This is a genomic window from Spirillospora sp. NPDC000708 (assembly GCF_040299565.1).
Taxonomy (GTDB): Bacteria; Actinomycetota; Actinomycetes; order Streptosporangiales; family Streptosporangiaceae; genus Spirillospora.
Window position 1 is genome coordinate 234,414 of record NZ_JBEPCJ010000002.1, and the last position, 24,258, is coordinate 258,671.

Here is a 24,258-nt window from a genome sequence, read left to right on the forward strand (position 1 = left end):
GGCGGCCGGGCCACCGCTCCCGGCACGGCTTCCTGTCAGCGGTTGTGGTAGTCGGGGGCGCGCTTCTCCACGAACGCGGCCATGGCCTCGGCCTGGTCGGCGGTCATCATCGTCAGCGTCTGCTGCCGGTTCTCCAGTTCGACCGCGGCGTCGAACGAGGGGATCTCCAGCGACAGCCACATCGCCTGCTTGGTCAGCGACAGCGACAGCGGCGGCATCGACAGCAGGTCGTCCAGGGCCTTGTCGACGCGGGCGGCGAGACCGTCCGGCTCGACGGCGTCGGCGAGCAGGCCGATCCGGAGCGCCTCCTCGGCGTCGAACCGGCGCGCGGTCATCATCAGCTCGTGCGCCCGCCCGGCGCCGACCAGCCGCGGCAGCATCCAGGACGTGCCGATGTCGCAGGCGGAGAACCCGACCCGCATGAACGACACGGCGAACACCGCCGACGTCGAGGCGATCCGCAGGTCGGACGCCAGCACCAACGCGAGGCCGCCGCCCGCGGCCGCACCGTTCACCTCGGCGATCACCGGCTGCGGGAGGCGCCGGATCCGCTGCACCAGCCCGGCGATGTGCCGCTGCATGGCCAACCCGCGCTGCACCGCCCCGGCACCGTCCGCCCCCTCGGGCTCGCCGTACCCGTTGAGGTCCAGGCCTGCGCAGAAGCCGCGGCCCGCACCGGTCAGCACGATCACCCGGCAGCCCGTGTCGGCACCCGCCTCGGCGAGCGCGGCGTGCAGTCCCTCGACCATGCCGGCGGTCATCGCGTTCAGCCGGTCGGGCCGGTTCATCGCGATGCGGGTGACGCCCGGCCGCGGCCGGGACACGACGATCTCGCTCAACGTTCCTCCTGTATCTGCGCGCGGTTGCGGCTCTGGATTCCGGCTCGGCGGCCCTCGATGCCGTCGTAGTCCGGCTGGTAGGCGCGCGCGATGGCGATCTCGGCGGCCAGGTCGTCCGGCAGTCCGTCGCTCTCGACGTACATGCGCTTCAGGCCCCGCATCGCCTCCACGGGGACGTCCGCAGCCGCAAGGGCGAGCACCATCGCCCGGTCCAGCAGCCCGCCGTGCGGGACGACCTCGGTGACCAGCCCGATGCGCTCGGCACGGGTGGCATCCACGACCTCGCCGGTCATCGACATGCGGCGGGCGTTGGCGGCGCCGACCACCCGGGGCAGCCGCGCGGTCAGACCGCCGCCGGGAAGCACGCCGACCCGGACATGGGTGTCGGCGAACACGGCCGTTCGGAGGCGACGAGGAAGTCGCAGCCGAGGGCGATCTCCAGGCCGCCGGTGAAGGCCGCGGCGTTCACCGCGCCGATGACCGGCTTGCGCATCTCGCCGATCCGCACGATGCAGTTGGCGTCCTGGAAACGGCGGAAGAAGGCGGCGCCCTCGGCACCGGCCTCCTTGAGGTCGAGCCCGGCGCAGAAGGCCGGGTCCGCGCCGGTGACGACGACCGCCTTCACCGACTCGTCGGCGTCCGCCTCGTCCAGAGCCCGGTGGAGCGCGGTGTTCAGGTCGGCGCTCAGCGCGTTGCGCGCCGCCGGGCGGTTCAGGGTGAGCAGCCGCACCGTCCCCGTGGTCGCCGTGAGCAGGATGTTCTCGTCGGTCATGGTCCCTCCCGGAATGGGGCGACGATACAGAACACTCTTTTGCGGGCGTCCGGATCGGCACGGTCAGCCGAGGATCGCCTCGGCCTTGGCGAGCAGGCCGGGCAGCGCCGGGACCATCCGCCGCATCGCCGGCGCAAGATCGCCGCCACGGCGCCCTCGCTTGATCAGCAGTGCCGTCGCCGCCGCCTCCTTGTAATAGGTCAGAGCCTCGAACCAGGCGAGGTCGGTGACGTCCGCGCCACCGGCCTCCGCATAGGCGGCCAGCAGCTCGGCTCCGGCGGGCATGCCGCTCGGGTCGTCGGACGGGGCCGCCGGATGCCGCGCCTCGTCGGTGAAGAACAGGAACCAGGCCAGGTCGACGCGGGGGTCCCCGACCGACCAGATCTCCCAGTCGATCACCGCTTCGACCCGGCCGCGCCTGCACAGCGTGTTGCCGAGACGGTAGTCGCCGTGGTTGATCACCGGCTGCGCCGCCGGGGGCACGGTCGAGTGCAGGGCGCGGGCGCAGCGTTCGTAGTCGTGCTGGAGATCGGGCGGGACGGTCGCGAAGGCGCGTGTCCAGCGGTCGACCTCGTCGGCGAGCGGCACGGCCGGCTCGTCCTCCAGACCGGCCTTGTCGGGCGGCACGGCGTGGATCGCCGCGAGCACCGCCGCCGCATCGAGCGCGCTCGTCCGGACCTCGGCGAACCCGGCCGGGTCCCGCACGTCCGCCAGGACGGGTTCCGCGCACTCCCCCGGCACCAGGCCCATCGCGACGAACGGCGGGGTGTCCGGCGGGTCACCCGCGTCCTCGAACAGCACCGGCGGGACGCGCACTCCGGGTCGTCCGTGCAGGGCGCGCATGACCCGGCCCTGCCGGAGCACGTCCCGGTTCCGGACCGGGGCGAGCCCGGGCGGCGCCACCTTGAGCACCACCCGCTCCTCCTGCCCGGCTCCGGTCCGGACCCGGGCGACGAAGGTGAGGCTCGAGGTCCCGCCGGTGAGGGGCTCGACGCCGGCCACCTGCGCCCCGGGCGCCCACTTCCGTGCCGCCCGGGCGGTTCGCCGCCGCAGTGAGGCGACGAGATCCTCCGCCATCAGAACAGACCTCCGTCCACGCGCAGCAGCGCACCGGTGGTGAAGCTCGACGCGGGGCTGGCCAGGTAGAGCGCCGAGGTCACGATCTCCTCGGGCCGTCCGGGGCGGCCGGCCGCGCTGCGGACGTGCTCGCGCGCCTCGGCGGGCCACGCCTTGGCGATGTCGGTGAGGAACGGGCCGGCCGAGATCGTGTTCACCCGGACGGACGGCCCGTATTCGAGCGCGAGTACCTGGGTGAGCGCGTTCAGGGCCGCCTTGGCGCCGGCGTAGGGACCGAAGCGCGGCTGCGGCATCAGCGCGCCGGTCGAGGAGACGTTGATGATCGAGCCGCCGTCGCCGTCGGCCATCCGGCGGCCGACCAGCGCGCCGAGCCGGAATGGGCCCTTGAAGTTGACGGCGAGGACCTTGTCGAACAGTTCCTCGCTGGTCTCCGCCGACGACGGCGCCAGCGGTGACATTCCGGCGTTGTTGACCAGGACGTCGACGCGGCCGAACGCGGTGTAGGCGGCCTCGACCAAGGCGTCGATCTCATCCCACTTGCCGACATGGCAGGCGTGCGCGAGCGCGCGGCGTCCAAGCGCCTCGACCTCCGCCGCCACCGCGCGGCAGGCGTCCGCCATGCGGCTGGTGACGATCACGTCGGCGCCGGCCTGCGCGAACGCCAGGGCCATCTCGCGGCCGAGGCCCCGACTGCCGCCGGTGATCAAGGCGACCTTCCCGGTCAGGTCGAACAGGTCGCTCATCTCGCGTGCTCCTTCAGGACGGACGCGTAGCGCTCGCGTGCGGCGGCGAGCTTCGGCGGGATGTGCTCGCTGGGGAAGAGCCCCTCCGCGGGCTCGTACCGCCGCAGCATCTGCTTGGCGATCGTGGTGCGGTGCACCTCGGTCGGGCCGTCGGCGAGCGCGAGGGCCGGGACGCTCATCCACATGCCGGCCAGCGGGGTCTCATGCGTGGTCCCGAGCGAGCCGTGCAGGTGGAGGGCGCGCTGGACGATGTCGTGGTACACCTTCGCCATCGCGACCTTGCACATCGCGATCTGGGTGCGGGCGGCGCCGTGCGGCTGGGTGTCGATGGTCCAAGCGGTGTTGAGGACGAGCAGCCGGTACTGCTGCAACTCGATCCACGAGTCGGCAATGAAGGCCTGCACCGCCTGCTTGTCGGCGAGCCGCCCGCCCTGCGTCCGCCGGGACAGGGCGCGCTCGCACATCATGTCGAACGCGCGCCGGCACTGGCCGACCGTCCGCATGGCGTGGTGCACGCGGCCGCCGCCGAGCCGCGCCTGAGCGACGCGGAACCCCTCCCCCGGGCCGCCGAGCAGCGCGTCGGCGGGCACGCGGACCTGGTCGTAGCGGATGTAGGCGTGGATGCCCTCGTCGAGGTCGTCGCGCTCGGCCATCGTCGCGACGTTGCGCTTGACCTCGATGCCGGGGGTGTCCGCGGGCACGACGAACATCGACATCCGCTCGTGCGGCGGGGCGTCCGGGTCGGTGACGGCCATGACGATGAGGAACTCGGCGACGCGGGCGTTCGAGGTGAACCACTTCTCTCCGTCGATGACCCAGCCGTCGCCGTCCCGGTACGCCCGGCAGGTGAACTCCTTGGGGTCCGCGCCCGCCTGCGGCTCGGTCATCGAGAACGCCGACACGATCTCCCCGTCGAGCAGCGGACGCAGGTACCGGGCCTTCTGCTCGTCGGTGCCGAACATGGCCAGGATCTCCGCGTTCCCTGTGTCGGGTGCGGCGGTTCCGAAGACCGTCGGCGCCCAGTAGGACCGTCCGAGGATCTCGTTCATCAGCGCCAGCTTGAGCTGGCCGTACCCTTGGCCGCCCAACTCGGGGCCGAGGTGGCAGGCCCACAGCCCCTGCTCCTTGACCTGTGCCTGCAAGGGACGCAGGATCGCGCGCGCGGCCGCGTCGCCGACGTCGTAGGGGGCACCGCCGCTCGGGAACAGCAGATCGAGCGGCTCGACCTCCTCGCGGACGAAGGCGTCCATCCAGTCCAACTTGGCCTGGAAATCGGGATCAGTACTGAAGTCCCACACGGGACCTCCTCGAGGTCATCGGGGGTGGTCGTCGGCCTCCAGCCGCCGGCGCAGCCGCCTGAGGGTCTCGGCGGCCGCGGTCAGTTCGGCCGGGCTCATGTCTTCGGTGACGCGCGAGGCCCAGTCGCGGCCGCGCGCATTGCTGCGGTCGTAGGCGCGCCTCCCCACGGCGGTCGGGACGAGCCGCCGTGCGCGCTTGTGATCGGGGTTGTCCACGGCCTCGATCAGCCCGCGCTCCACGAGCGCGTCGGCCAGCCGCTGCACGGCTTGCCGCGAATGGCCGAGGCTGCGGCCGATCTGGGGAACGGTCGGGGCCCGGTCCGCCCGGACGACGGTGGTGAGCACGAGCAGTTGGGCGCCGGTCAGCCCGTCCTCCGTGCCGAGGTTCGCGGTCGCCGTGAGCAGCCTGCCGTGGCAGCGGAGCACTTCGTCGACGAGTTCGGCGAGCGGGTGGTCGTCGTCCGGGAACATGACAACAGATTGTCGTTATGGCTACCTCTTGTCAATATTCCGATCGGTCCGAGCTGGGCGCCGACGCCGGCGGCGGCTTCCGTTCCGGCCCGCGAGGCGCTATAGATCTAATGAATATAGATTCTTCAGATCTGGAGGGCCGATGGGCTTCACGACCGTGACCTACGAGGTCGCCGAGCACGTCGCGACGGTCACGTTGAACCGGCCGGAGGCGATGAACAGCTTCAACCAGGCCATGTGCGACGAGTTCACCGAGCTCTGGAAGATGGTCCGGGAGGACGACGACGTGCACGTCGTCGTCCTGCGCGCGGCGGGAGACCGGGCCTTTTGCACCGGCGTCGACGTCAAGCAGGGCATCCACCGGCCGGAGAACGTCTGGACGCAGGAGGACCCGGGCGCCCAGCTGTCGCCGAAGCTCAACTACGTCTGGAAGCCCGTGGTGTGCTGCGTGCACGGGATGGCGGCGGGCGGCGCGTTCTACTGGATCAACGAGTCCGACATCGTGATCTGCTCGGACGACGCCACGTTCTTCGATCCGCACGTCAGCTACGGGCTGACGGCGGCGCTGGAGCCGATCGGGCTGGCCCGGCGCATTCCGATGGGCGAGGTCATGCGCATCGCGCTGCTCGGATTGGACGAGCGCATGTCCGCGAAGCGGGCGCTGGAGATCGGCCTCGTGAGTGAGGTGCTGCCGCGCGAGGAGCTGTGGGACCGGGGCGCCGAGCTCGCGCGGCTCATCGCCGCCAAGCCCCCGGCGGCCGTACAGGGGACCGTCCGGGCCGTGTGGGAGTCGCTGGACTCCACGCGCACGCAGGCGCTGCGGACCGGGCTGTCCTACACCCAGATCGGCAACCCGATCGGGCAGGCGGAGGTCGAGCGGTCGGCCGTGCCGACCCGCGAGTGGGCGCTGCGCTGATGCGGCGCGGACCCGAGCTGCGTCCGAAGAAGATGGCGGATCTGGTCGCCGATCGGATCCGCAAGCAGATCGTGCGCGGCGAACTGCGGGACGGCGACTGGCTGCCGACCGAGCCGGAGCTGATCGAGCGGTTCGGGGTGTCACGGCCGACGCTGCGCGAGGCGTTCCGGCTGCTGGAGGCGGACTCGCTGGTGCGGGTCCGGCGCGGGCCGCCCGGCGGGGCGCGGGTCAGCGTACCCGGACCCGAGGCGGCGGCGCCGATCTTCAGTCTGCTTCTAGCGTTGCAGGAGACGACGGTCGAGGACGTCTACGCGGCGCGGATGGTGATCGAGCCGCCCGCGGCCCGGCTGCTGGCCGAGGAGGGGTCCGATGCCGGCCACGACGCTCTGGCCGCGGAGCTGGAGAAGGTCGAGGCCGCGGTCGGCGGGCCGTTCGGGGCCGCCACCGTCCGGTTCCATCAGCGGATCGTGGAGCTGTCGGGCAACCGCACGCTGTCGACCATGGTGACGCTGCTCGGCGAGATCATGTCGCGGCAGATCGCCGCCGCCTATGACGAGACGCCGCGTCAGGGCGCGGCGCTACAGGAGGGCAACCGGCTGGCGCTGCGCTCCTATAAGCGCCTCGTCGAACTGGTCCGGCGCCGGGACGGCGCCGGAGCCGAGCGGCACTGGGCGGCGCACATGCGCCGGGCGCAGGAGCACCTGTTCGAGGACCCGGGGGCCGGTCGCCGGCAGATCATCGACATACTAGACTAACCTAGTTAACTCAGTAATAGGTTCCAGGGAATCGTGCACCTCGCTCGCGTGCACGCCCCCGGCGGACGGAGGAGAACATGGAGATCAGCGGCAAGAAGGCCATCGTGGTCGGCGGAGCGTCCGGCATGGGGCGGGCCTCGGCCGAGCTCCTCTCGCGACGCGGCGCGAAGGTCGCGATCCTGGACCGTCCCGGATCGGAGGGCGAGAAGGTCGCCGCGCAGCTCGGCGCGCCGTTCCACCCCGTCGACATCACCGACTTCGAAGCCGCCGAGACGGCGATCGCCGCCGCGGTCGACGGCCTGGGCGGTGTGCACGTGAGCGTCACCACGGCGGGCGGCGGGATCGCGAAGCGGACGCTGGGCAAGGAGGGGCCGCACGACCTGGAGAGCTTCCGGGGCGTCATCGACCTGAACCTGATCGCCACCTTCAACATCTCCCGGCTCATGGCCGCGCACATGAGCGGCAACGAGCCGGAGGACGACGAGCGCGGCGTGATCGTCAACACGGCGTCCATCGCCGCGTTCGAGGGGCAGATCGGCCAGGTCGCCTACACCGCCGCTAAGGCCGGGATCGCCGGGATGTGCCTGACCATGGCCCGTGACCTGGGCTCGCTCGGCATCCGCGTCCTCGCGATCGCGCCGAGCCTCTTCGCGACCGGCGCGACCGCCAAGATCCCCGACGACTTCGCCAAGACGCTGACGAAGGACGCCGCGTTCCCCAAGCGGATGGGCCGCCCGGGGGAATACGCCAAGCTCGTGCTCTCGATCGTCGACAACCAGATGCTGAACGGGCAGTGCCTCCGGCTGGACGCCGGCCAGCGCTTCGCTCCGCGCTGACGCCGGGCGGCCGACCGGCGCTCCGCGCCGTCCTCCTGATCGACTAAACTGAGGATACTCAAACCGATCTGCGAGGAGCACCGAGGTCCATGCCGACGCCTGCTGCGGGCCTTTCGCCGGTGGGCGAAGCCGGGACCGCGTCCGATCGGGAACGGGGATCCGGGGCGCGCGGCGGGACGCTCGGCGCGCAGGTCGCCCGCCGGATCGAGGACGAGATCATCGCCGCGGGCTGGCCGGTCGGCCGCAATCTCGGCTCCGAGCAGGACCTGCAGGACCGGTACGGCGTGAGCCGGGCCGTCCTGCGCGAGGCCCTGCGCCTGGTCGAGCACCACCAGGTGGCGCGGATGCGCCGCGGCCCCGGCGGCGGCCTGTTCGTGACGGCGCCCGACGCGGCCCCCGCCACCCGGGCGATGGTCATCTACCTCGACTACGTCGGCACCAGTGTCGACGACCTGATAGGGGCGCGGCTGCTGCTGGAGCCGCGCGCCGCGGAGCTGGCGGCCGAACGCCTCACCGAGGACGGCGTCCGGCGGCTGCGCGGCCTCCTGGAGGAGGAGTCGCGCCGGCGCGAGGAGCCGGGCATCTGGTCCCAGGACGTGCTGCACCTGGCCCTCGGCGAGTTGTCGGGCAATGCGGCGCTCTGCTCGTTCATCGAGATCCTGACCCGGCTGACGACCCGCTACGCGCACACCGCGACGCACACCCCGAAGGCCGAGGCGGTGCGCAGCAAGGAGTCCGCCGGGCGCCACCACACGGCGATCGTCGAGGCCGTCATCGCCGGTGACACCGGACGGGCCCGGGCGCTGGTCGTCGAGCACCTCACCGCGACGGCCGACTGGCTGAGGACGCACCGGAGCGGCGAGCCGGACGGCCCGATCGCGCCGCAGCTGATCGAGGCACCGGACGGCAAGCTCGGCGAGGTCGTGGCCTCCCGGATCCATCATCAGATCGCCGCCGACGGTTGGCCGATCGGGGAGGCGCTCGGCTCGGAGGCGGAGCTGCTCGCCCGTTACGGCGTCAGCCGCGCGGTGCTCCGCGAAGCCGTTCGCCTGCTCGAGTACCACGGCGTCGCGCGGATGCGCCGGGGGCCCGGCGGCGGGCTGCTGGTCACCGCGCCGGACCCGCGCGCCAGCATCGAGACGATGGCGCTGTACCTCGACTACCAGCGCGCCGGGGTGGCGAACCTCCTGTCGGTCCGCGAGGCGATCGAACTCGGGACGCTCAGCCCGGTCATCGCCCGCCGGGACGAGCCGGGCGTCTCCGCCCGTCTGCGGGACGCCGTGCGGGTGCTCTGGCCGAGCGACGGCCGCGGTGCGCCGCAGGACCCCTTCCATCGGGAACTGGCGCTGCTGGCGGGCAACCCCGTCCTGGTGCTGTTCCTGCGCGTCCTCACCGAGTTGTGGACGCGGCACACGAGCGCCCAGACGCCGTCCTTGCCGGGCGCCGAGGCGGCGGAGGACGTCGAGCAAGTCCACCGGGGAATCCTGGAGGCGATCCTCGCGGGCGACGAGAGCCTCGCCCGGCACCGGATGCGCCGCCACCTCGCCATCCTCAACGAATGGTGGCACTGAGCTCGCCCGCGCTCGTCCGGTCCGCGCCGTCCTTCCGGCGCGTTCCGGCCTGGATAGGCTGGTGGTCCCGAACCCCGGCCGTCACCGAGAGCCGTCCGGGCGCGGAACGCAGGAGGGGACGGTGCCGGTGCCGAGTCAGGCCGCGGAGAGGGTGCGCATCTTCGACGCCGCGTACCGCTGCCTGGCGGAGGCGGAAGGCGCGCCGGTGTCCATCACCGAGATCCTCACCGCCGCGGGGCTGTCGACGCGCGCCTTCTACCGGCATTTCGAATCCAAGGACGCCCTGTTCCTGGCGATGTTCCGCCGTGACGGCATCCGGGTGATGACGGAGCTGCGCTCGCTCGCCTCCGCCGCCGGCGGCCCGGCCGAAGCCCTCGGAGCCCTGATCGAAGGGATGCTGGGCATCACCGCCGACGACCGGCGCCGCAAGCGCGTGCTGGCGCTCAGTTCGGGTGAGGCCACCCGGGCGCGCGGCTACGCCGAGGAGCGCGCCCGGGCCCTCGCCGAGCAGCAGGAGCTCATCGTCGAGATCCTGCGGGCCGGGCAGGCGGACGGTTCGTTCCCCTGGACCGACCCGGAGCCCGACGCGCGCTCCATCCGCGCCGTCCTGGGACAGGCCTTCGAGGACCAGATGACCGGGGCGGCGCGGGACGGCGCGTCCACGGTGGCGGCGCAGATCACCGGTTTCGCGCTGCGCGCGCTCGGCGCCGGCCGTCCCGCGAGCTGACCCCCGCCCCGTGCGGAGCGGGCGCCTCTCGCCCTCTCGGTCTATTCAGTGCAATCTTTTGTTTCCGACGTGTTGCCCGGCTCACAGTCCCCTACGTATCGTACCGAGTTAAAGAATATAGATTCTTGAGCTCTTCACGGAGGTGGCACGGTGGGCGAAGGTCCTGCGGCGAACACGGTGGCCGGGCGCGAGCGGCCGGAGGACGGCCCGCTCGCCGGGATCACGGTCATCGACCTGTCGACCACGATCCCCGGCGCGCAGGCGACGCAGTTCCTCGCCGACGCGGGCGCGGACGTCGTCCAGGTCGAGCCGCCGGGCGGCAGCCCGCTGCGCGACCGGACCGCCTGGCCGGCCCTGGCCCGCGGGAAGCGCAGCGTCCGTCTGGACCTGCGCGACGACGCCGACCGGGCGGTGCTGGACGGCCTGATCGCCACCGCGGACGTGCTCGTCACGACCTTCCGGCCGCGGGCGGCCGCCCGGCTGCGGCTCGCCCCCGCCGACCTCGCCGCCCTCAATCCGCGGCTGGTCAGCGCGGCCATCACCGGGTTCGGCGCGTCCGGCCCCTGGGCCCACCTCAAGGGCTACGAGGGGATGGTGATGGCCAAGCTCGGCATGTTCCAGACGAAGAGCCGGATGGTCACACGGCCCGGACCGGCGTTCGTGTCCGTTCCCTACGCGGGGTGGGGCGCGTCGCAGACGGCCGTCCACGGCATTCTCACCGCGCTCTTCGAGCGCGCGTCGAGCGGGCTCGGCCAGCATGTCGAGGCGGACATGGTCCGCGGCGTCACCGCCCTCGACACCTGGACGTGGTTCACCGAGATGGTGGGGCTGCGCTGGCCCGACGCCTACCAGAACGTCGAGGCGTTCACCGAGGACGGCGAGCCGCAGGCGCCGCTGGTCTACCCGCTGCTGATCGCGCCGACCAAGGATGGCCACTGGCTGCAGTTCGCGCAGACGGCCCCGAGGCTGTTCGCCGCGATGCTCAAGGAGTTCGGCCTGACCGAGATGCTGGCGGACCCGAAGTGGAAGGGGCTTCCGGTCCTGGAGACCCAGGAGCTGCGCACCGGGCTCTGGGAGATCATGATCGGGAAGGTGCGGGAGCGGACGCTCGCCGAGTGGCAGCGGGTCTTCGACACCAATCCCGACCTCATGGCCGAGGTGTTCCGGGCGGGTCCGGACGTCCTGAACCACCCGCAGCTGCACCACGACCACCGGGTCGCCGAGGCCGACGACCCGGAGTTCGGCCGGGTCGTCCAGCCGTCCACCCTGGTGCACGAGAACGAGATGCCGCTCAGGGCTCCCCGTTCCGCGCCCCGCCTGGACGAGCACGGCGACGAACTGCGGCGGGCCGCGGCCTCCCCCGCTCCGGCGGCGGCTCCCCCGGCCGCGCCCGCGGCGCTCCCCCTGGCGGGCGTCACGATCCTTGAGCTCGGCACGATGTTCGCCGGGCCGTACGGTGCGACGGTCCTCACCGACTTCGGCGCCCGCGTGATCAAGATCGAGGCCAAGGAGGGCGACGGCATCCGCAACATCGGGCCGTTCCCCGAGTCGGGCGGCGCGAAGGTGCTCCAGGGCAAGGAGAGCGTCGCGGTGGACCTCACGACCGAGGAGGGGCTGCGCATCGTCCGCGAACTCGCCGCCGAGGCCGACGTGGTCCTGCAGAGCTTCCGGGCGGGCGCCGCCCAGCGTGCGGGGGTGGACGCCGACACGCTGCGCGAGATCAACCCGGACCTGATCTACGTCAGCGCGCCCGGTTACGGAACCGGAGGCCCGTCCGGCGGACGGCCCGCATACGCGCCCTCCATCGGCGCTGCCTTCGGCCTGGCGCTCACGGACGCGCCGGACGCCGCGCACGGGACCGAGTCACTGAAGGAGATCAAGGCCGGGGCCATGCGGCTGGCGAGCGCGACGGCGGTGCCGACCATGCAGGCCGACGGGATCGCCGCGCTCGGCGTCGCGTCCACGATCCTGCTCGGCGTGCTGGCGCGGCGGCTCGGCCGGCCGATGGGCCCCCTGACCGCCACGATGGTCGGCAGCGCGACGCACGCGATCCTGGAGCAGGTCGTCGACTACCCGGGCCGCCGCCCGGCGCCGACGCCGGATCCGGATGGGCACGGGTTCAGTGCGCTCTACCGGATGTACAAGGCCTCCGATGGATGGGTGTTCCTCGCCGCCCCCGAGCCTCGGGAATGGGAGCCCCTGGCAGCGGCGCTCGCCGGGGAGGCCGACCTCGGCGGCGGGCCTTTCGCGACGCCCGAGGCCCGGCGCGCGAACGACGGGGCGCTGGCGGAGACGCTGGCCGGGGTGTTCGTGCGGCGGCCCGCGACCGAGTGGGAGGACCTGCTCACCAAGGCCGACGTGGGATGCGTGCGGGTGACCGAGCGGCTGCCGGAACTGGTCCTGCAGACCAACGAGGCGCTCGCGGCGGAGTACTGCGTCACGGCGACGAACGCGATCTTCGATGAGCATCTGCGAATGGGGCCGCTCGTACGGTTCTCGCGCTCCGCGACCAAGGCGGAAGGCGGATGCTCGGTCGGCGAGCACACCGATGCCGTGCTGAGCGAGCTCGGTTACGACGCGACCGCCATCGCCGCGCTGCGCGAGCGCGGTGTCATCGGCTGACATCGTTCGATCGCCGATTGACAAAGCGGATACGGATGGGCTAGTACTGAAAAAGTCGTTTTCACTCAGATGTGGACACAACCGGCCACCTGCCGACGGCCGGGCCTCTTGGAGCAGCGATGACCCTCATCCCGCCGGCGCGCACCCTGCACCCGCGTCACGGGCTGCACGAGCCCACCTCGGGTACGCCCGCGCGGCGCCCCGGCTCGGTGCGCCGCACCAGCACCGTCGACATGCTCCGGCCGGACGGTCTGCAGGGCCCGCTGGTCCTGGCGGGCCGGGGGCGCGACCTGCTGACGAGCGTGGCGGGCGGGTCCCGCACCCTGTCCCGGGCGGGCATGCGCGCCGTCGTGGACTTCGTCGGCGGACGCTTCGTGCGCGAGTTGAGCACCGATCCCAACCGCCCGCTGGACGCGCTGATCGGCGCCCGCGCGAGCTCGGGGTTCCGGGGCCGGCTGGACGAGGCCGATCCGCGCCTCGCCGCCGACCACGACCTGCTCTACCTGCTGCTGGACGAGGTCCCGGTCACCACGCTGATCTCGGGGCAGGCGGTCAGCGCCGGGACCTCCGAGCAGGCGATGAAGGCGGAGATGGCGCGGCAGAGCACGATGCCGGGAAGGCCGGGACGCCCGGGCTTCGTCGCCGACCTCTGCGCCGGATTCGCCACCGGCGGGACGATCATGAACGGGATCGAGGCGACCGGGCTGCCGCCGACCGTCACCGGTCCGGCGGCGCCGCCGCTCGACACCGAGGACGACCCGGACGCCTGGCACGCCACGGACCCCCTGCCGCCCCAGGCGATGCGCCGCGCCCGCCGGATCGACGTCGTCCCCGGCGAACACGCCACCGTGGACGCGTTCTTCCGCGACTCCTACGTCCTGCTGGACGGGCTCGAGACCGTCATCCACGAGTACACCCTGACGGCCGACATCGAGGGCGGGACCGTCACACGGTGCGAAGCCCGCGCCCGCGTCCTGCCGTGGATGGAGTGCCCGGCCGCCGTGGCGAGCGCCTCCCGGCTGGCCGGCGTCCCGCTCGCCGGACTGCGCGGGCACGTCCGCGACCGCTTCACCGGCACCAGCACCTGCACGCACCTCAACGACATGCTGCGCGCCCTGGAGGACGTACCTGCCCTCCTGGACCGCGCAGCGACCTGGAACGACGACAACGAACGGAGGACCCGATGAGCGACGCGCAGAAGATCTGGGCGAACTCGGGCGACTCGCATTTCCTCGAGCCCGACGACCTGTGGCGGGAGTCCCTGCCCCCGAGGCTCGCCGAGCTGGTGCCGCGCACGGAGAAGGACCCCGACGGGCAGTGGGAGACCGTCCACATCGACGGGATGTCGTTCCGCCGCAAGCTGCCGACCGGAAAGGCCCTCGAGTTCCTCGAGGCGACGCATCGCGCGCCGGGGGCGGCCGACGTCACCAAGCGCCTGCCGGACCTCGACCAGGAGGGCATCTGGTCTGAGCTGGTGTTCCCCTCGCTCGGCATGTGGAGCAGCTCCTTCCGGACGCCGGAGGTGCTGCGCGAGGCGCTGCGGGTGTCCAACGACTGGTCCTACGACACGATCGACAGGTACTCGCCGCGGCTGATCAGCACTGCCCAGGTGTCCACGCTCGACATCGACGACGCGATCACCGAGCTGAAGCGGTGCGCGGAGATGGGCTTCCGGGCGGTCTTCATGCCGGTGAGCCCGCACCCGTTGCAGAAGGACTACAACCAGGACGTCTGGGAGCCCTTCTGGGCCACCGCCGAGGAAGCCAGGATCGTGCTGGCGTTCCACATCGGGACCGACCCCATCGACCTGTCCAGCGGCGGCATGGCCGGCCAGGTGTACCGGGGGCCGGGCGGCGCCGTCCTCAACTACACCGAGACGACGTTCGGCGGGCAGCGCGCCGTGGTGAAGATGGTCGCCTCCGGCGCCCTGGACCGGCACCCGAACCTGAAGGTGCTGATCTCCGAGGGCGGCGCGACCTGGGTGCCGTTCATCGCCGACCGGATCGAGGAGGGCTACCGCCAGCACGCGATGGCGGTGCGCCCCAAGCTGAAGCGCTCACCGCGGGAGATCATCTACTCGCAGGTGTACGCCTCCTTCCAGCACGACGCCACGGCGGTCGCCGCCGCCCAGTCGATGGGCTACAACAACGTCATGTGGGGCAGCGACTACCCACACATGGAGGGCACCTACGGCCACACGCAGGAGACCCTCCACGGCCTCTTCGACAACGTGTCCCCGGCGCTGAAGCACCGGATCACCGTCGGCGCCTTCACCGAGCTGTTCCCGGGCGTTCCGCCGCTGCCGACGGCCGACGCGGTGGCGGTGTAGTCCGATGAGCGGCAACGTCATGCACGACTCGCCCACCGAGTTCCTCCACGACGTGGCGAGTGAGGACGGACGGTGCGTCGCCCAGTCCGTCATCCCCGTGGGCGACGGCAGCTACCGCTGCGCGTGCTCATGCGGCCGGTGGGACATCATCGCCCCCGGCCGGGCCGAAGGGCTGCGGCTGGCCCGCGTCCACACCGGCACCGAAGTGTGACGGGCGGCCATCCGGCATGGTGAGCAGCGAAACGGCCCCCGAGACCGCAATGGTCCCGGGGGCCGTTTCGTCCTCCCGCCGACCTTCAGGCCGTCTGCCGGTCGGCCGCCGTGAGACCGGCGACCACATCCCGCTTGACGATCTTCCCGGTGGGGGTCCGGGGCAGCTCGGTCCAGAGTGCGATCCGGTCCGGAGTACGCGACCCGCGCAGCCTCTCGCGCGCGTACGCGCGCAAGGTCTCGCCGTCCAGATCGGCGCCCGGGAGCGGCACGACGACCGCCTCGACGCGCTGGCCCCATTCCTCGTCGGGGACGCCGACCACGGCGGCGTCCGCGACCCCTGGATGACGCAGCAGCACGTCCTCGATCTCGGCCGGTGCGATGTTCTCCGCGCCGCGGATGATCGTGTCGTCGATCCTGCCCTCCACGAACAGGTAGCCGTCCTCGTCCAGCCGGCCCCAGTCGCGGGTGTCGAAGAATCCGCGCTCGTCGACGGCGGGCCCGGATCCGGCGTACTCCCCCGACACCTGCTCGCCGCGCACGTAAATCCGTCCGCCCTCGCCCGCCGGGACGGGACGGCCCGCCTCGTCGCGGATCTCCACCTCGACCGACGGGACGGGCCGTCCGGCCGATGCGAGCCTCGCCCGGACCAGCGGCTCGTCCGACGTGATCGCGGCTCGGTGGTCCTCGGGCCCCAGGATCGCGATCGTGGAACTGGTCTCCGTCAACCCGTAGGCGTTGACGAAGTCGATGTGCGGCCACTCCTTCAGGGCCCGCTCGATGACACGCGGGGTCATCTTCGCCCCGCCGTAGGCGAGCGCGCGGAGGCTGGGAACGGAGCGGTCCACGCCGTCGGCGTCCACGATGCGGGCGAGCATGGTGGGGACCACCATCGCGTTGGTCACCGACTCGGCGCGCACCAGGTCGAGCCAGCCCTCGGGGCTGAAGTTCCGGAGGGTCAGGAACCGGCGTCCTGCGTACAGGTTGGTGAGCACGTTGGACACGGCCGCGATGTGGTACGGCGGGACGCTCATCAGCGATGCCTCATCGTCGCCGGCCGCTGCGAACTCGACTGTTCCGAGCACGTACGACACCAGATTGCGATGGTGCAGCAGGACGCCCTTGGGCGCGGACGTGGTCCCGCTCGTGTAGATGATGACGGCGGGCGCCTCGGGTGCGTCATGGGCGTCGTCCTGGTCGCCGACGCCCTTCTCAGCGGCCTGGGCGGCCTCGAGGATGAAGTCCTCCGGCGTCCGAGCGGAGAGTCCTGCGCGGGTCAGCGCCTCGCTCTGCGTCTCGTCGGCGATGCCGTACGCGTTCGGGTGGTTGGCGAGCAGGGCCGCCAGTTGCTCGGCGCCGAGCCGGTAGTTCACCGGGACGAGCGGAACGCCCGCTCGCGCCGCGGTGAACATCGCCAGCGGAAACGCGGGGCCGTTCACCGCGAGGTAGACGACGGCCTCGGCCCCGGCGGCGCGCACCTGTGCGGCGGCCGCCGCCGAGAGGTCTCGCAGCCGCGCGGCGGTGAGTCCGTCCTTTCGCGAGCCGATCACCGTTCGATCGCCGAATCCGTCCGCCGCCATGTCCAGCAGCATCGTCAAGTTCATCGCATGCTCCACTCGCCGATCGGGGACTGGTCCGCTGGCGCGGTCCCGGCCCCGAGCTCAGAATCGGTAACGGGCTCAGTCGGAGGCGGGCAGCGGCTTGGCGCCCTGGAGCACCAGCGGCGTCCCGTTGGCGGCCACCGTCCCCTCACCGGGCTTGGTGCAGAGCAGTTCGATGCCGAGCGCCTCCGCGGCGTAGCGCTTGCCGAGCTGGGTCCCCTCGCGCGCATCCTCAGCGGGGACGCCGGACGGGGCGGGCGCCTGCTTGGCATCGACCATCTCGGCGCCGCCGCAGGTCAGGGCCACTTCTTCGGCGGGGGCCCGGACGACGATCAACCTTGTCCCGTCCACGGTGCTGGCGACCTGCTGACCTGGGCGAAGCTTCATGGGTTCCCTCCACAGACGTACGCGCCCCCGCCCCGCCCTGACACGTCCGGGCAGGGCGGGGCGAGTACGGGGGTGGGCTCTCACTATAGGGCGGCCACTTCGAAAAGTGGAGAGATGAGTATCTTGTTTTTGCTGATCTCTCGCGCACGTGACCCCGAACGCGTGGATTGAGCCATGAACGGTATAACGAATAGAGGCAACCGCCCCGTGCAGAGCACCGGCCGGTACACGGCACAGTGGAGGCATATGTGAGCCGCAACGCAACGCAGGTCGCGATCGTCGGAGTCGGCGCGACGCCGTACTACCCGCGCGGGCAGTCCGTACCGCAGACGATCACGGAGCTGGCCGGCAAGGCGATCCTCGCGGCCTGCGAGGATGCGGGTCTGTCGGTCAAGGACATCGACGGGTTCGCCTACTACTCGGGTGCCGGCGCGGGATACGGCTCCCAGATGGACACGGCGGAGTTCATGGAGACCCTCGGCATCCCCGAGGTCACCTTCAGCGCCGCGCTGACGTCGGGCGGCGGCGGCTCGGCCGGCTCGATCGGCCTCGCCCGCGCGGCGATCCTCGCCGGGGACGCCACCGTCGTCGTCACGGTGATGGCCCTGCAGCAGGCCAGGCAACGGCTCGGCAGCGTCTTCGCAGCCGCGGCGCCGAGCCCCATCAACTCATTCCTTCAGCCGTCCGGGCTCTCCGGCCCCGGTCATCTGATGTCGGTGCTCACCCGCCGCCACATGCATGACTACGGGACGCGCCGCGAGGCGTTCGCCGAGATCGCCATGTCGCAGCGGCAGAACGCGAGCAACCGGGAGACGGCCCTCAAGCGCGAGCCGATGACCCTGGACGACTACTTCAACGCCCGGATGATCGCCGAGCCGCTATGCCTGTTCGACTTCTGCCTGGAGACCGACGGCGCTGTCGCGGTGATCACCACGAGCCTGGACAAGGCCCGCGACCTCCGGCAGAAGCCCGTCCCGGTCATCGCCGCGGCCCACGGCGGCAACCGCGACTGGGGTCGGGCCTTCGCCTGGATGGGCATGCCCGGCGAGGAGTTCGCCTCATCTGGACACGCCCCCGTCGCCAAGCACCTGTACCAGCGCGCCGGGGTCGCGCCCACCGACATCGACGTCGCGCTGCTCTACGACCACTTCTCACCGATGGTCCTCATGCAGCTCGAGGACTACGGCTTCTGCAAGAAGGGAGAGGGCGGCGAGTTCGTCGAGAGCGGCGCGATCCGCTACAAGGGCGGCTCGATCCCGGTGAACACCCACGGCGGGCAGTTGTCGGAGGCGTACATCATCGGCATGACCCACATCCGCGAGGCCGTCGAGCAGATGCGCGGCACCGCCGTCAACCAGGTGGCCGACGCGGAGCTGGCGCTGGTCTCCGGCGGCCCCGCGGCGCTGCCGGTCAGCGGGCTCATCCTCGGCCGGGACGCGTGAACAGCATGGGAGCGAACATGAAGGCACAGGCCCTGCCGGCCGACCACGTGCGGATCACTACCGACACCTCGACCGAGCCGTTCTGGCAGGCGGCCAAGCAGGAGCGGCTCGTCGCGCCCAAGTGCGCCGCCTGCGGAACGTTCCGGCTTCCGCCGACGCCGTTCTGTCCGGAATGCCAGTCGACCGAGGTGGACTGGACGGAGCTGTCCGGCCGCGCGACCGTCTTCAGCTTCTCCGTCGTCCACGGATTCCCCGGTCTGCCGGACATCACCCTGGTCCCCGTCATCCTCGATCTGCCGGACGCTCCGGGTGCCCGTCTGGTCAGCAACGTCATCGACGTGGAGCCGGAGAAGGTCGAGATCGGCATGGAGCTCGAAGTCCTGTTCTCGCCGATCTCCGACGGATGGCTGCTGCCGCTGTTCCGTCCCGTGGCGCGCGGATGAGCCGCTACGCCACCGCAGGCTGGGGAGCCGGGAACGGGGACGACTCCGCTCCCGGTGGCCCCGGGTTTGCCGGAATGATCGAGTCACTGCGCCTGCTCCACGACCGGATCACCGGTGCGGCTCCGCCGCCGGAGCTGCTCAAGGAGATGACTCGGGCCTTCGAGGACCTAGCAGTGGAACTGGGGCTGTACGCCGTCTCCGAGCGGGAGCAGATCACGGGGCACCGCATCGACCTGCCCGGGCGGGGCCAAGCGCTCGTTCCCGTGTTCACGGTCGACGAGTCCGACGATGAGCATGTCCGGGGCAGTGTCCGGTTCGGACGCTACTACCTCGGCGGCAACGGCGCGGCCCACGGCGGGGCGATCCCGTTGGTGTTCGACGAGATGCTCGGAAGGCTGGCCAACGCCGGCGGACGTCCCATCTCCCGCACCGCCTACCTTCGCGTCGACTACCGCAGCATCACCCCCCTGGATTGCGATCTGCGCGCCGAGGCGTGGTTCGACCGCGAGGAGGGCCGCAAGCGCTTCCTCAGGGGTGCCATTTTCGACGGCGAGACCCGCTGTGCCGAGGCGGAGGGCCTGTTCGTGGCACTCAATCCCGGACAGCCCTGACAGACGACGCACTAGAGCGGCCGACGTGGCTTCACGTCGGCCGCTCTTCGCGTGCTGGAGGCAGATGGGCCTAGAAGGTGGAAAGTACCTCGCCGTACCGGGCCAGCGCTTCCGCCGTCGCGCTGACGCTGTCACCTGGGGGTTGGATGACGAACCAGGTGACCCCGGCCTCCGCCAGGCGGCCCAGGTGCTCACGGTGCTCCTCCGCTGAGCCGCCGGTTCGGAGCCAGCCGCTCTGCGGAGTCTGGACCTGAACGTCCAGGCGAGCGTCCTTTCCTTGTATGTCGGCGGCCATGTCGCGGACGGACGAGATGGCCTGGGCCAGTTCCTTCACGCTGCTCAGCGCTCGGGTGCGCGTAGTGCGGGACAGCGTCTCATCGATGAGCAGGGGGCTCCATCCCTGGTGTTCGGCTGCACGCCGGCGGGCTCGCGCGCTGTTCCCACCGATCCAGATCGGCGGGCCGTCCGGCTTCTGGGCAGGCCGGGGAAGCGGGGCGATCGCATCGGCTTCGAAGCCACCGCCCTGGAAAGTGTAGGGAGTCTGCGTCCAGGCACCCCGTAGCACCTCCAGGGCCTCATCGAACAGGTCGTTGCGGTTCTCGAACGGAACGCCGAGCGCCTTGAACTCCGACTTCATGTAGCCGGCACCTGCGACGAGCGTCATACGCCCGGCCGACAGCACGTCCACGGTCGCGACGCTCTTGGCCGTCAGGAACGGATTCCGATAGGGCAGGACGAGAAGGTACGAGTGGAGCCGCAGCCGCTCGGTCACCGCGGCGCAGAAGGAGAGCGCCGCGGTGACGTCCAGTGCCTCGTGGCCGCCCGCGTCCAGCCACCGTTTGGACGGAGCCGGGTGCTCGGTGAAGGCGATGGCGTCCAGCCCCGCGTCTTCAGCGGCCGTGGCGATCCGGCGCATGCCTTCGGGTGCGAGCAGGCTCGGATCGTAGCCTCGGACGCTGACCGGGTAGTCGACGGTGACACGAATCCTTCGGGTCATTCGGTGTCTTCCTGGCCACCGACGCCGTAGCGGACGAGTTCGTGCTGGACCATTCCGTCCAGATCCGTGGCCGGGGGTGCGGGCAACTCGACTCGGGGGGCGCCGCGGGACGGCAGGAGGACGACCGCGGTGCCCGGAGTGGTGGTCTCGCCGCGCTGGTTCTCGCACCAGACCTCAAGGTGCACCTCGTTCCGGCCGTCCTGCTGGACCTTGTCCACGACCTTTCCGCGCACCCACGTCACGTCACCGATGTAGTTGAACTTCCGGTGCTCGCAGCGCAGCTTCCACAGCCAGGCGTCGTCGCCCATCCAGTCGGTGATGATGTGGCAGAGCCACGTCTCGCGCATGCCTCCGTAGTCGTAGGAACTCGGGAGGCCGAGTTCCTGGGCGCGCTTCGGCTCCCAGTGCAGCCGCTGCACGGTGTCGGGGATGTTGAGGTCGTTCGGCGGGTAGAGACCGGGCGCCTTTCGGCGGATGCGGTGGGCCAGGCGGAACGACCCGGGCGGGGTGAGCTGCATGCCCCAGCCGAGATGCCAGACCACGACGTCGGTGGTGGTCAGCGGGCCTTTGACCCGCGGCTGCAGTTCATCACCGATCTGGACGTCCTCGAAGTGGCGCGGCTCGGCCCCCCGGCGGGTCTCCGCCGCATAGGCGGCGTCGATCTCGGCCAGTTGTTCAGGCGTGTAGGGCTCCTGGACGAGCTTCTCCTTGGCCACCTTCTTGGAGGTATGCCGCTCGGCGTTGATCCAGGTGCCGCGCCTGACCGCATGCAGATCGCCCGCGCCGTTGGTGTAGATGTAGTCGTGAGTGATGTGGACGGTTCGCTTGCCGAACCTGCTCGGCTTCGGCTGGACGCCCACCTGCGCCTGCAGGACCCTGCAGCGATCGCCCTGCTCCAGGGGACGCCACCACTCGAACTCCATGACCGCCTGGTAGGAGCCGAGCCCGGCGAAGGGATCGCCCTTCAGCAGCGCCTTCGTCTCCGGAGACGGCTTGGGAGCCGCATCCTCGCCCATCGTGTACAGGAACGTGGGCGGTGCGATCAGCTTGCCCCACCGGGAGGACGCCGCGTACCCGGGGTCGCAGTACAGGGGGTTGTCGTCGCCATATCCGAACGCGAAGTGCCGGACGCCGTCCCACGTCACCTCGTAGTTGTGAGGCGGGTTGTGCTGGGGTTGCGGGACACCGAGGCGCTTTCGCGAGTGCTCAATGGCATCGTCAGTCAGTATCCCGAACTGCTGCTGAGATGGCGCCTTCTGAACAGAATCTGTGGTGCTCATATCGAAAGAGTATCCTCATTACAGGTCAAGGTCGCGAGCGAGGCGGCATGGCCGGGTCGCGGGGCAGGCCGAGCACCTGCTCGGCGATGGTGTTGCGCTGGATCTCGGCGGTGCCCGCCCCGATGGTGGAGGCGCGGGTGGCCAGCCACCCGCCCGTCCACCGGCCGCGCTGCACCGTGTCAGGGTCACCGCGTCCGAGCAGCCCGAACGGACCGAGCAGTTCGACCGCGAACTCGTGCAGTTCCTGCTCGAACACGCTGTTGTACAGGCGGGACACCGAGGACGTGGGGCCGGGTTCGCCGGTGGCGACGATCGAGGCGATCGTCCGGGCCGCGTGCGCGTTCATCACCCGGACGCGCACGTCGAAGTCGGCGAGCCTGCGGCGGATGCCGGTGTCCGCGACGGCGCCGCGCTCGCGGGCCAGCGCGATCAGTTCGTCCACGATCCGGCGGTAGAACGCGGCCTGGTTCAGCGCTCCCGCCGAACGCTCGTGGCCGAGGGTCGTCCGGGCGATGCGCCAGCCCTCGTCCTCCTCTCCCACTCGCTGCGACACAGGCACCCTGACCTCGTCGAAGAAGATCTCGCAGAAATGCTCGCCGCCGGTGATGTCGCGGATCGGACGGACGGTCACGCCAGGAGCGTGCGCGTCGATCAGCAGGTAGCTGATGCCCTTTTGCCGTGCCTCCTGCGTGCCGGTCCGGACGAGCACGAACAGCATGTCGGCCTTCTCGGCATTGGTGTTCCACACCTTCTGGCCGTTCACCAGATAGTGGTCGCCGTCGCGACGGGCGGTCGTGCGCAGACCGGGCAGGTCGGAGCCGGCCTCGGGCTCCGAGAAGCCCTGCGCCCAGACGATGTCGGCGCGCAGCGTCGCGCGCAGATACTTCTCCTTCTGCTCGGGCGTCCCGTACTTGATGATCGTCGGGCCGACCATCTCCCAGCCGGTCCCGGGCATCGCTGGCAGCCGGTACCTGGCCATCTCCTCGTGGTAGATGACCTGCTGCTCGAACGGCAGGCCCATGCCGCCCGCGTCACGAGGCCAGGCGGGCCCGGCGAAGCCGTGGTCATACTTGGTCGCCGCCCACGCTTTGGCGAAGGCCAGGCGTTCGGGCGCACCCTTCGGCGCCCTGCCCGGCGCGTGCTCCTTCAAGAACGCGCGCAGCGACTCGCGGAACTCCTCGTCGTCAGGCATTCACGCCTCCTTCGATCGTCTTGGGCGGCGCGATCCCGGTGAGGCGGGCGAGCCGGTCACGGTGCCAGTCGGGTGAGCCGAAGAGCAACTCGTCCGTCTTGGCGCGCTTGTAGTAGAGGTGGGCGTCGTGCTCCCAGGTGAAGCCGATGCCGCCATGGATCTGGATGGTGCCTGCGGCGACCTCGGTGTAGGCGCGCGAGCAGCAGATCTGGGCGCTGGTGGCGGCAATCGCCAGTCCATCGGCGTTGTCGTGCGCAGTGAGCGCGGCGAGGTAGGCGGCGGAGCGTGCCGATTCGACCGCGACCATCATGTCGGCGCAGCGATGCTTGATCGCCTGGAAGCTTCCGATGGGCCGTCCGAACTGGTGACGGGTACCGGCGTAGGCGACCGCCGTTTCCAGGCACCACTGCGCTCCCCCGGCCTGCTCGGCCGCGAGCGCGATCCGTGCCCGGTCCAGCGCGGTCTCGACCACGGACGGGTCGGAGGACAGCAGGCGAGCGGGAACGGACGCGAAGTCCAGCCGGGCCATGCCCCGCGTGGGGTCGACGGCTTCGTGCGCACGACGGACGAGCCCGGCCGCGTCGCCGGACACCGCGAACAGAGCCGTCCCCTCCTCGGTGCGAGCGGTGACGAGGACGAGATCGGCGAGCACGCCGTCCAGCACGAAGTACTTGGCACCGTCGATGACGTGGCCGCCGTCAGACCGCCTCGCACGCGTGTGAACGGCGTCGGTCTCCCAGGCACCTTCCGCCTCGACGAGCGCCAGCGTCGCGATCGTCGAGCCGTCCGCGATGCCGGGCAGGAACTCGGCCTTCGCGTCCTCGTCCCCGCAGGCCAGCAGCGCGGCCGCGGCCAGGCCGGCGGTGGCGAGCATCGGCGCGCCCGCGAGCGCCCTGCCCAGTTCCTCGAAGACCACGCACATCTCGGCGGCTCCGAATCCCGCACCGCCGTATTCCTCGGGGATGGCGAGCCCCTGGACGCCGATCTCCGCGGCCATACGACGCCACAGCTTCGCGTCGTGGCGGGTGTCGCTGTCGAGCAGGCCGCGCCGATCGGCGTGCTCGTCCAGGAAGGCGCGTAGCACGGCCCGCAACTCCTCCTGCTCGGAGGTGAATCCGATATCCACGATGTTCCTCCTG

23 protein-coding genes and 1 pseudogene are annotated in these 24,258 nt (G+C 71.2%); 12 read left to right on the forward strand and 12 right to left on the reverse strand.

All coding sequences use genetic code 11. From position 1 onward, the window contains the following. Positions 1 to 35: 35 nt before the first annotated feature. The 6 genes and pseudogenes from ABT299_RS02660 to ABT299_RS02685 all read right to left on the reverse strand — a co-directional run bounded on the left by ABT299_RS02660 (position 36) and on the right by ABT299_RS02685 (position 5,200). The gene (locus tag ABT299_RS02660; protein ID WP_500249539.1) at positions 36 to 839 is read right to left on the reverse strand and encodes an enoyl-CoA hydratase/isomerase family protein; all 804 of its coding nucleotides are present in this window, start codon (positions 837 to 839) and stop codon (positions 36 to 38) included. Continuing rightward, positions 836 to 1,611: pseudogene (locus ABT299_RS02665) on the reverse strand (enoyl-CoA hydratase). The gene ABT299_RS02660 and the pseudogene ABT299_RS02665 overlap by 4 nt, the downstream one beginning before the upstream one ends. A 63-nt stretch (positions 1,612 to 1,674) precedes the next feature. Then, a complete protein-coding gene (locus ABT299_RS02670) occupies positions 1,675 to 2,688 on the reverse strand; it encodes a phosphotransferase family protein (protein WP_500249540.1) in 1,014 nt (337 codons plus the stop codon). Next, positions 2,688 to 3,431, reverse strand: coding sequence for an SDR family NAD(P)-dependent oxidoreductase (locus ABT299_RS02675; protein WP_500249541.1), 744 nt, complete (start codon positions 3,429 to 3,431; stop codon positions 2,688 to 2,690). Before ABT299_RS02675 ends, ABT299_RS02670 begins: the two co-directional genes overlap by 1 nt. Continuing rightward, positions 3,428 to 4,729, reverse strand: coding sequence for an acyl-CoA dehydrogenase family protein (locus tag ABT299_RS02680; RefSeq protein WP_500249542.1), 1,302 nt, complete (start codon positions 4,727 to 4,729; stop codon positions 3,428 to 3,430). The genes ABT299_RS02675 and ABT299_RS02680 overlap by 4 nt, the downstream gene beginning before the upstream one ends. Positions 4,730 to 4,744: 15 nt before the next feature. Beyond that, the gene (locus tag ABT299_RS02685; RefSeq protein ID WP_500249543.1) at positions 4,745 to 5,200 is read right to left on the reverse strand and encodes a MarR family winged helix-turn-helix transcriptional regulator; all 456 of its coding nucleotides are present in this window, start codon (positions 5,198 to 5,200) and stop codon (positions 4,745 to 4,747) included. A 142-nt stretch (positions 5,201 to 5,342) separates the two neighbouring features. Here ABT299_RS02685 and ABT299_RS02690 point away from each other — a divergent pair, with 142 nt between their 5' ends. The 9 genes from ABT299_RS02690 to ABT299_RS02730 all read left to right on the forward strand — a co-directional run bounded on the left by ABT299_RS02690 (position 5,343) and on the right by ABT299_RS02730 (position 15,167). Beyond that, the gene (locus tag ABT299_RS02690; protein ID WP_151594843.1) at positions 5,343 to 6,116 is read left to right on the forward strand and encodes an enoyl-CoA hydratase/isomerase family protein; all 774 of its coding nucleotides are present in this window, start codon (positions 5,343 to 5,345) and stop codon (positions 6,114 to 6,116) included. After that, the gene (locus ABT299_RS02695) at positions 6,116 to 6,871 is read left to right on the forward strand and encodes a FadR/GntR family transcriptional regulator (RefSeq protein WP_500249544.1); all 756 of its coding nucleotides are present in this window, start codon (positions 6,116 to 6,118) and stop codon (positions 6,869 to 6,871) included. Before ABT299_RS02690 ends, ABT299_RS02695 begins: the two co-directional genes overlap by 1 nt. Before the next feature lie 77 nt (positions 6,872 to 6,948). Continuing rightward, a complete protein-coding gene (locus tag ABT299_RS02700; protein ID WP_500249545.1) occupies positions 6,949 to 7,707 on the forward strand; it encodes an SDR family NAD(P)-dependent oxidoreductase in 759 nt (252 codons plus the stop codon). An 89-nt stretch (positions 7,708 to 7,796) separates the two neighbouring features. After that, positions 7,797 to 9,278, forward strand: a complete 1,482-nt coding sequence (locus tag ABT299_RS02705) for a FadR/GntR family transcriptional regulator (RefSeq protein ID WP_151594846.1) — start codon at positions 7,797 to 7,799, stop codon at positions 9,276 to 9,278. A 121-nt stretch (positions 9,279 to 9,399) separates the two neighbouring features. Then, positions 9,400 to 10,005, forward strand: a complete 606-nt coding sequence (locus ABT299_RS02710; protein WP_151594847.1) for a TetR/AcrR family transcriptional regulator — start codon at positions 9,400 to 9,402, stop codon at positions 10,003 to 10,005. 150 nt (positions 10,006 to 10,155) lie between these two features. After that, positions 10,156 to 12,627: a CaiB/BaiF CoA transferase family protein gene (locus tag ABT299_RS02715; protein WP_500249546.1), complete on the forward strand. Its 2,472-nt coding sequence runs from the start codon at positions 10,156 to 10,158 to the stop codon at positions 12,625 to 12,627. A 119-nt stretch (positions 12,628 to 12,746) separates the two neighbouring features. Then, entirely contained in the window at positions 12,747 to 13,814 is a 1,068-nt protein-coding gene (locus ABT299_RS02720; protein ID WP_500249547.1) for a DUF2889 domain-containing protein, read from the forward strand. Further along, positions 13,811 to 14,956 carry an amidohydrolase family protein gene (locus ABT299_RS02725; protein ID WP_151594849.1) on the forward strand — a complete coding sequence of 382 codons (1,146 nt, stop codon included), beginning with the start codon at positions 13,811 to 13,813 and terminating at the stop codon, positions 14,954 to 14,956. The genes ABT299_RS02720 and ABT299_RS02725 overlap by 4 nt, the downstream gene beginning before the upstream one ends. Positions 14,957 to 14,960: 4 nt before the next feature. Continuing rightward, positions 14,961 to 15,167, forward strand: coding sequence for a hypothetical protein (locus ABT299_RS02730; RefSeq protein WP_500249548.1), 207 nt, complete (start codon positions 14,961 to 14,963; stop codon positions 15,165 to 15,167). 85 nt (positions 15,168 to 15,252) lie between these two features. On the opposite strand, the gene ABT299_RS02735 is transcribed toward ABT299_RS02730, so the two are convergent. Then, positions 15,253 to 16,770, reverse strand: coding sequence for a class I adenylate-forming enzyme family protein (locus ABT299_RS02735; protein ID WP_151594850.1), 1,518 nt, complete (start codon positions 16,768 to 16,770; stop codon positions 15,253 to 15,255). Positions 16,771 to 16,845: 75 nt separating this feature from the next. After that, positions 16,846 to 17,154: a hypothetical protein gene (locus ABT299_RS02740; RefSeq protein ID WP_151594851.1), complete on the reverse strand. Its 309-nt coding sequence runs from the start codon at positions 17,152 to 17,154 to the stop codon at positions 16,846 to 16,848. A 248-nt stretch (positions 17,155 to 17,402) separates the two neighbouring features. Here ABT299_RS02740 and ABT299_RS02745 point away from each other — a divergent pair, with 248 nt between their 5' ends. The 3 genes from ABT299_RS02745 to ABT299_RS02755 all read left to right on the forward strand — a co-directional run bounded on the left by ABT299_RS02745 (position 17,403) and on the right by ABT299_RS02755 (position 19,650). Next, entirely contained in the window at positions 17,403 to 18,596 is a 1,194-nt protein-coding gene (locus ABT299_RS02745; protein WP_151595695.1) for a thiolase C-terminal domain-containing protein, read from the forward strand. Between the two features lie 17 nt (positions 18,597 to 18,613). Further along, complete coding sequence (locus ABT299_RS02750) at positions 18,614 to 19,039, forward strand: Zn-ribbon domain-containing OB-fold protein (protein WP_202125238.1); 426 nt, start codon at positions 18,614 to 18,616, stop codon at positions 19,037 to 19,039. Positions 19,040 to 19,113: 74 nt separating this feature from the next. Then, positions 19,114 to 19,650, forward strand: coding sequence for a hotdog domain-containing protein (locus tag ABT299_RS02755; protein WP_500249549.1), 537 nt, complete (start codon positions 19,114 to 19,116; stop codon positions 19,648 to 19,650). A gap of 70 nt (positions 19,651 to 19,720) precedes the next feature. Here ABT299_RS02755 and ABT299_RS02760 read toward each other — a convergent pair whose 3' ends face one another. Genes ABT299_RS02760 through ABT299_RS02775 form a run of 4 tightly spaced genes read right to left on the reverse strand, consistent with a single transcriptional unit; the run spans position 19,721 to position 24,245 of the window. Further along, positions 19,721 to 20,647 (reverse strand): LLM class F420-dependent oxidoreductase, encoded by a 927-nt coding sequence (locus tag ABT299_RS02760; RefSeq protein WP_500249550.1) that lies wholly within the window; start codon positions 20,645 to 20,647, stop codon positions 19,721 to 19,723. After that, the gene (locus ABT299_RS02765; RefSeq protein WP_500249551.1) at positions 20,644 to 21,927 is read right to left on the reverse strand and encodes an FAS1-like dehydratase domain-containing protein; all 1,284 of its coding nucleotides are present in this window, start codon (positions 21,925 to 21,927) and stop codon (positions 20,644 to 20,646) included. The genes ABT299_RS02760 and ABT299_RS02765 overlap by 4 nt, the downstream gene beginning before the upstream one ends. Before the next feature lie 25 nt (positions 21,928 to 21,952). Next, positions 21,953 to 23,119: an acyl-CoA dehydrogenase family protein gene (locus ABT299_RS02770; RefSeq protein WP_500249552.1), complete on the reverse strand. Its 1,167-nt coding sequence runs from the start codon at positions 23,117 to 23,119 to the stop codon at positions 21,953 to 21,955. Next, positions 23,112 to 24,245 (reverse strand): acyl-CoA dehydrogenase family protein, encoded by a 1,134-nt coding sequence (locus tag ABT299_RS02775; RefSeq protein ID WP_500249553.1) that lies wholly within the window; start codon positions 24,243 to 24,245, stop codon positions 23,112 to 23,114. Before ABT299_RS02775 ends, ABT299_RS02770 begins: the two co-directional genes overlap by 8 nt. Between the last annotated feature and the right edge of the window lie 13 nt (positions 24,246 to 24,258).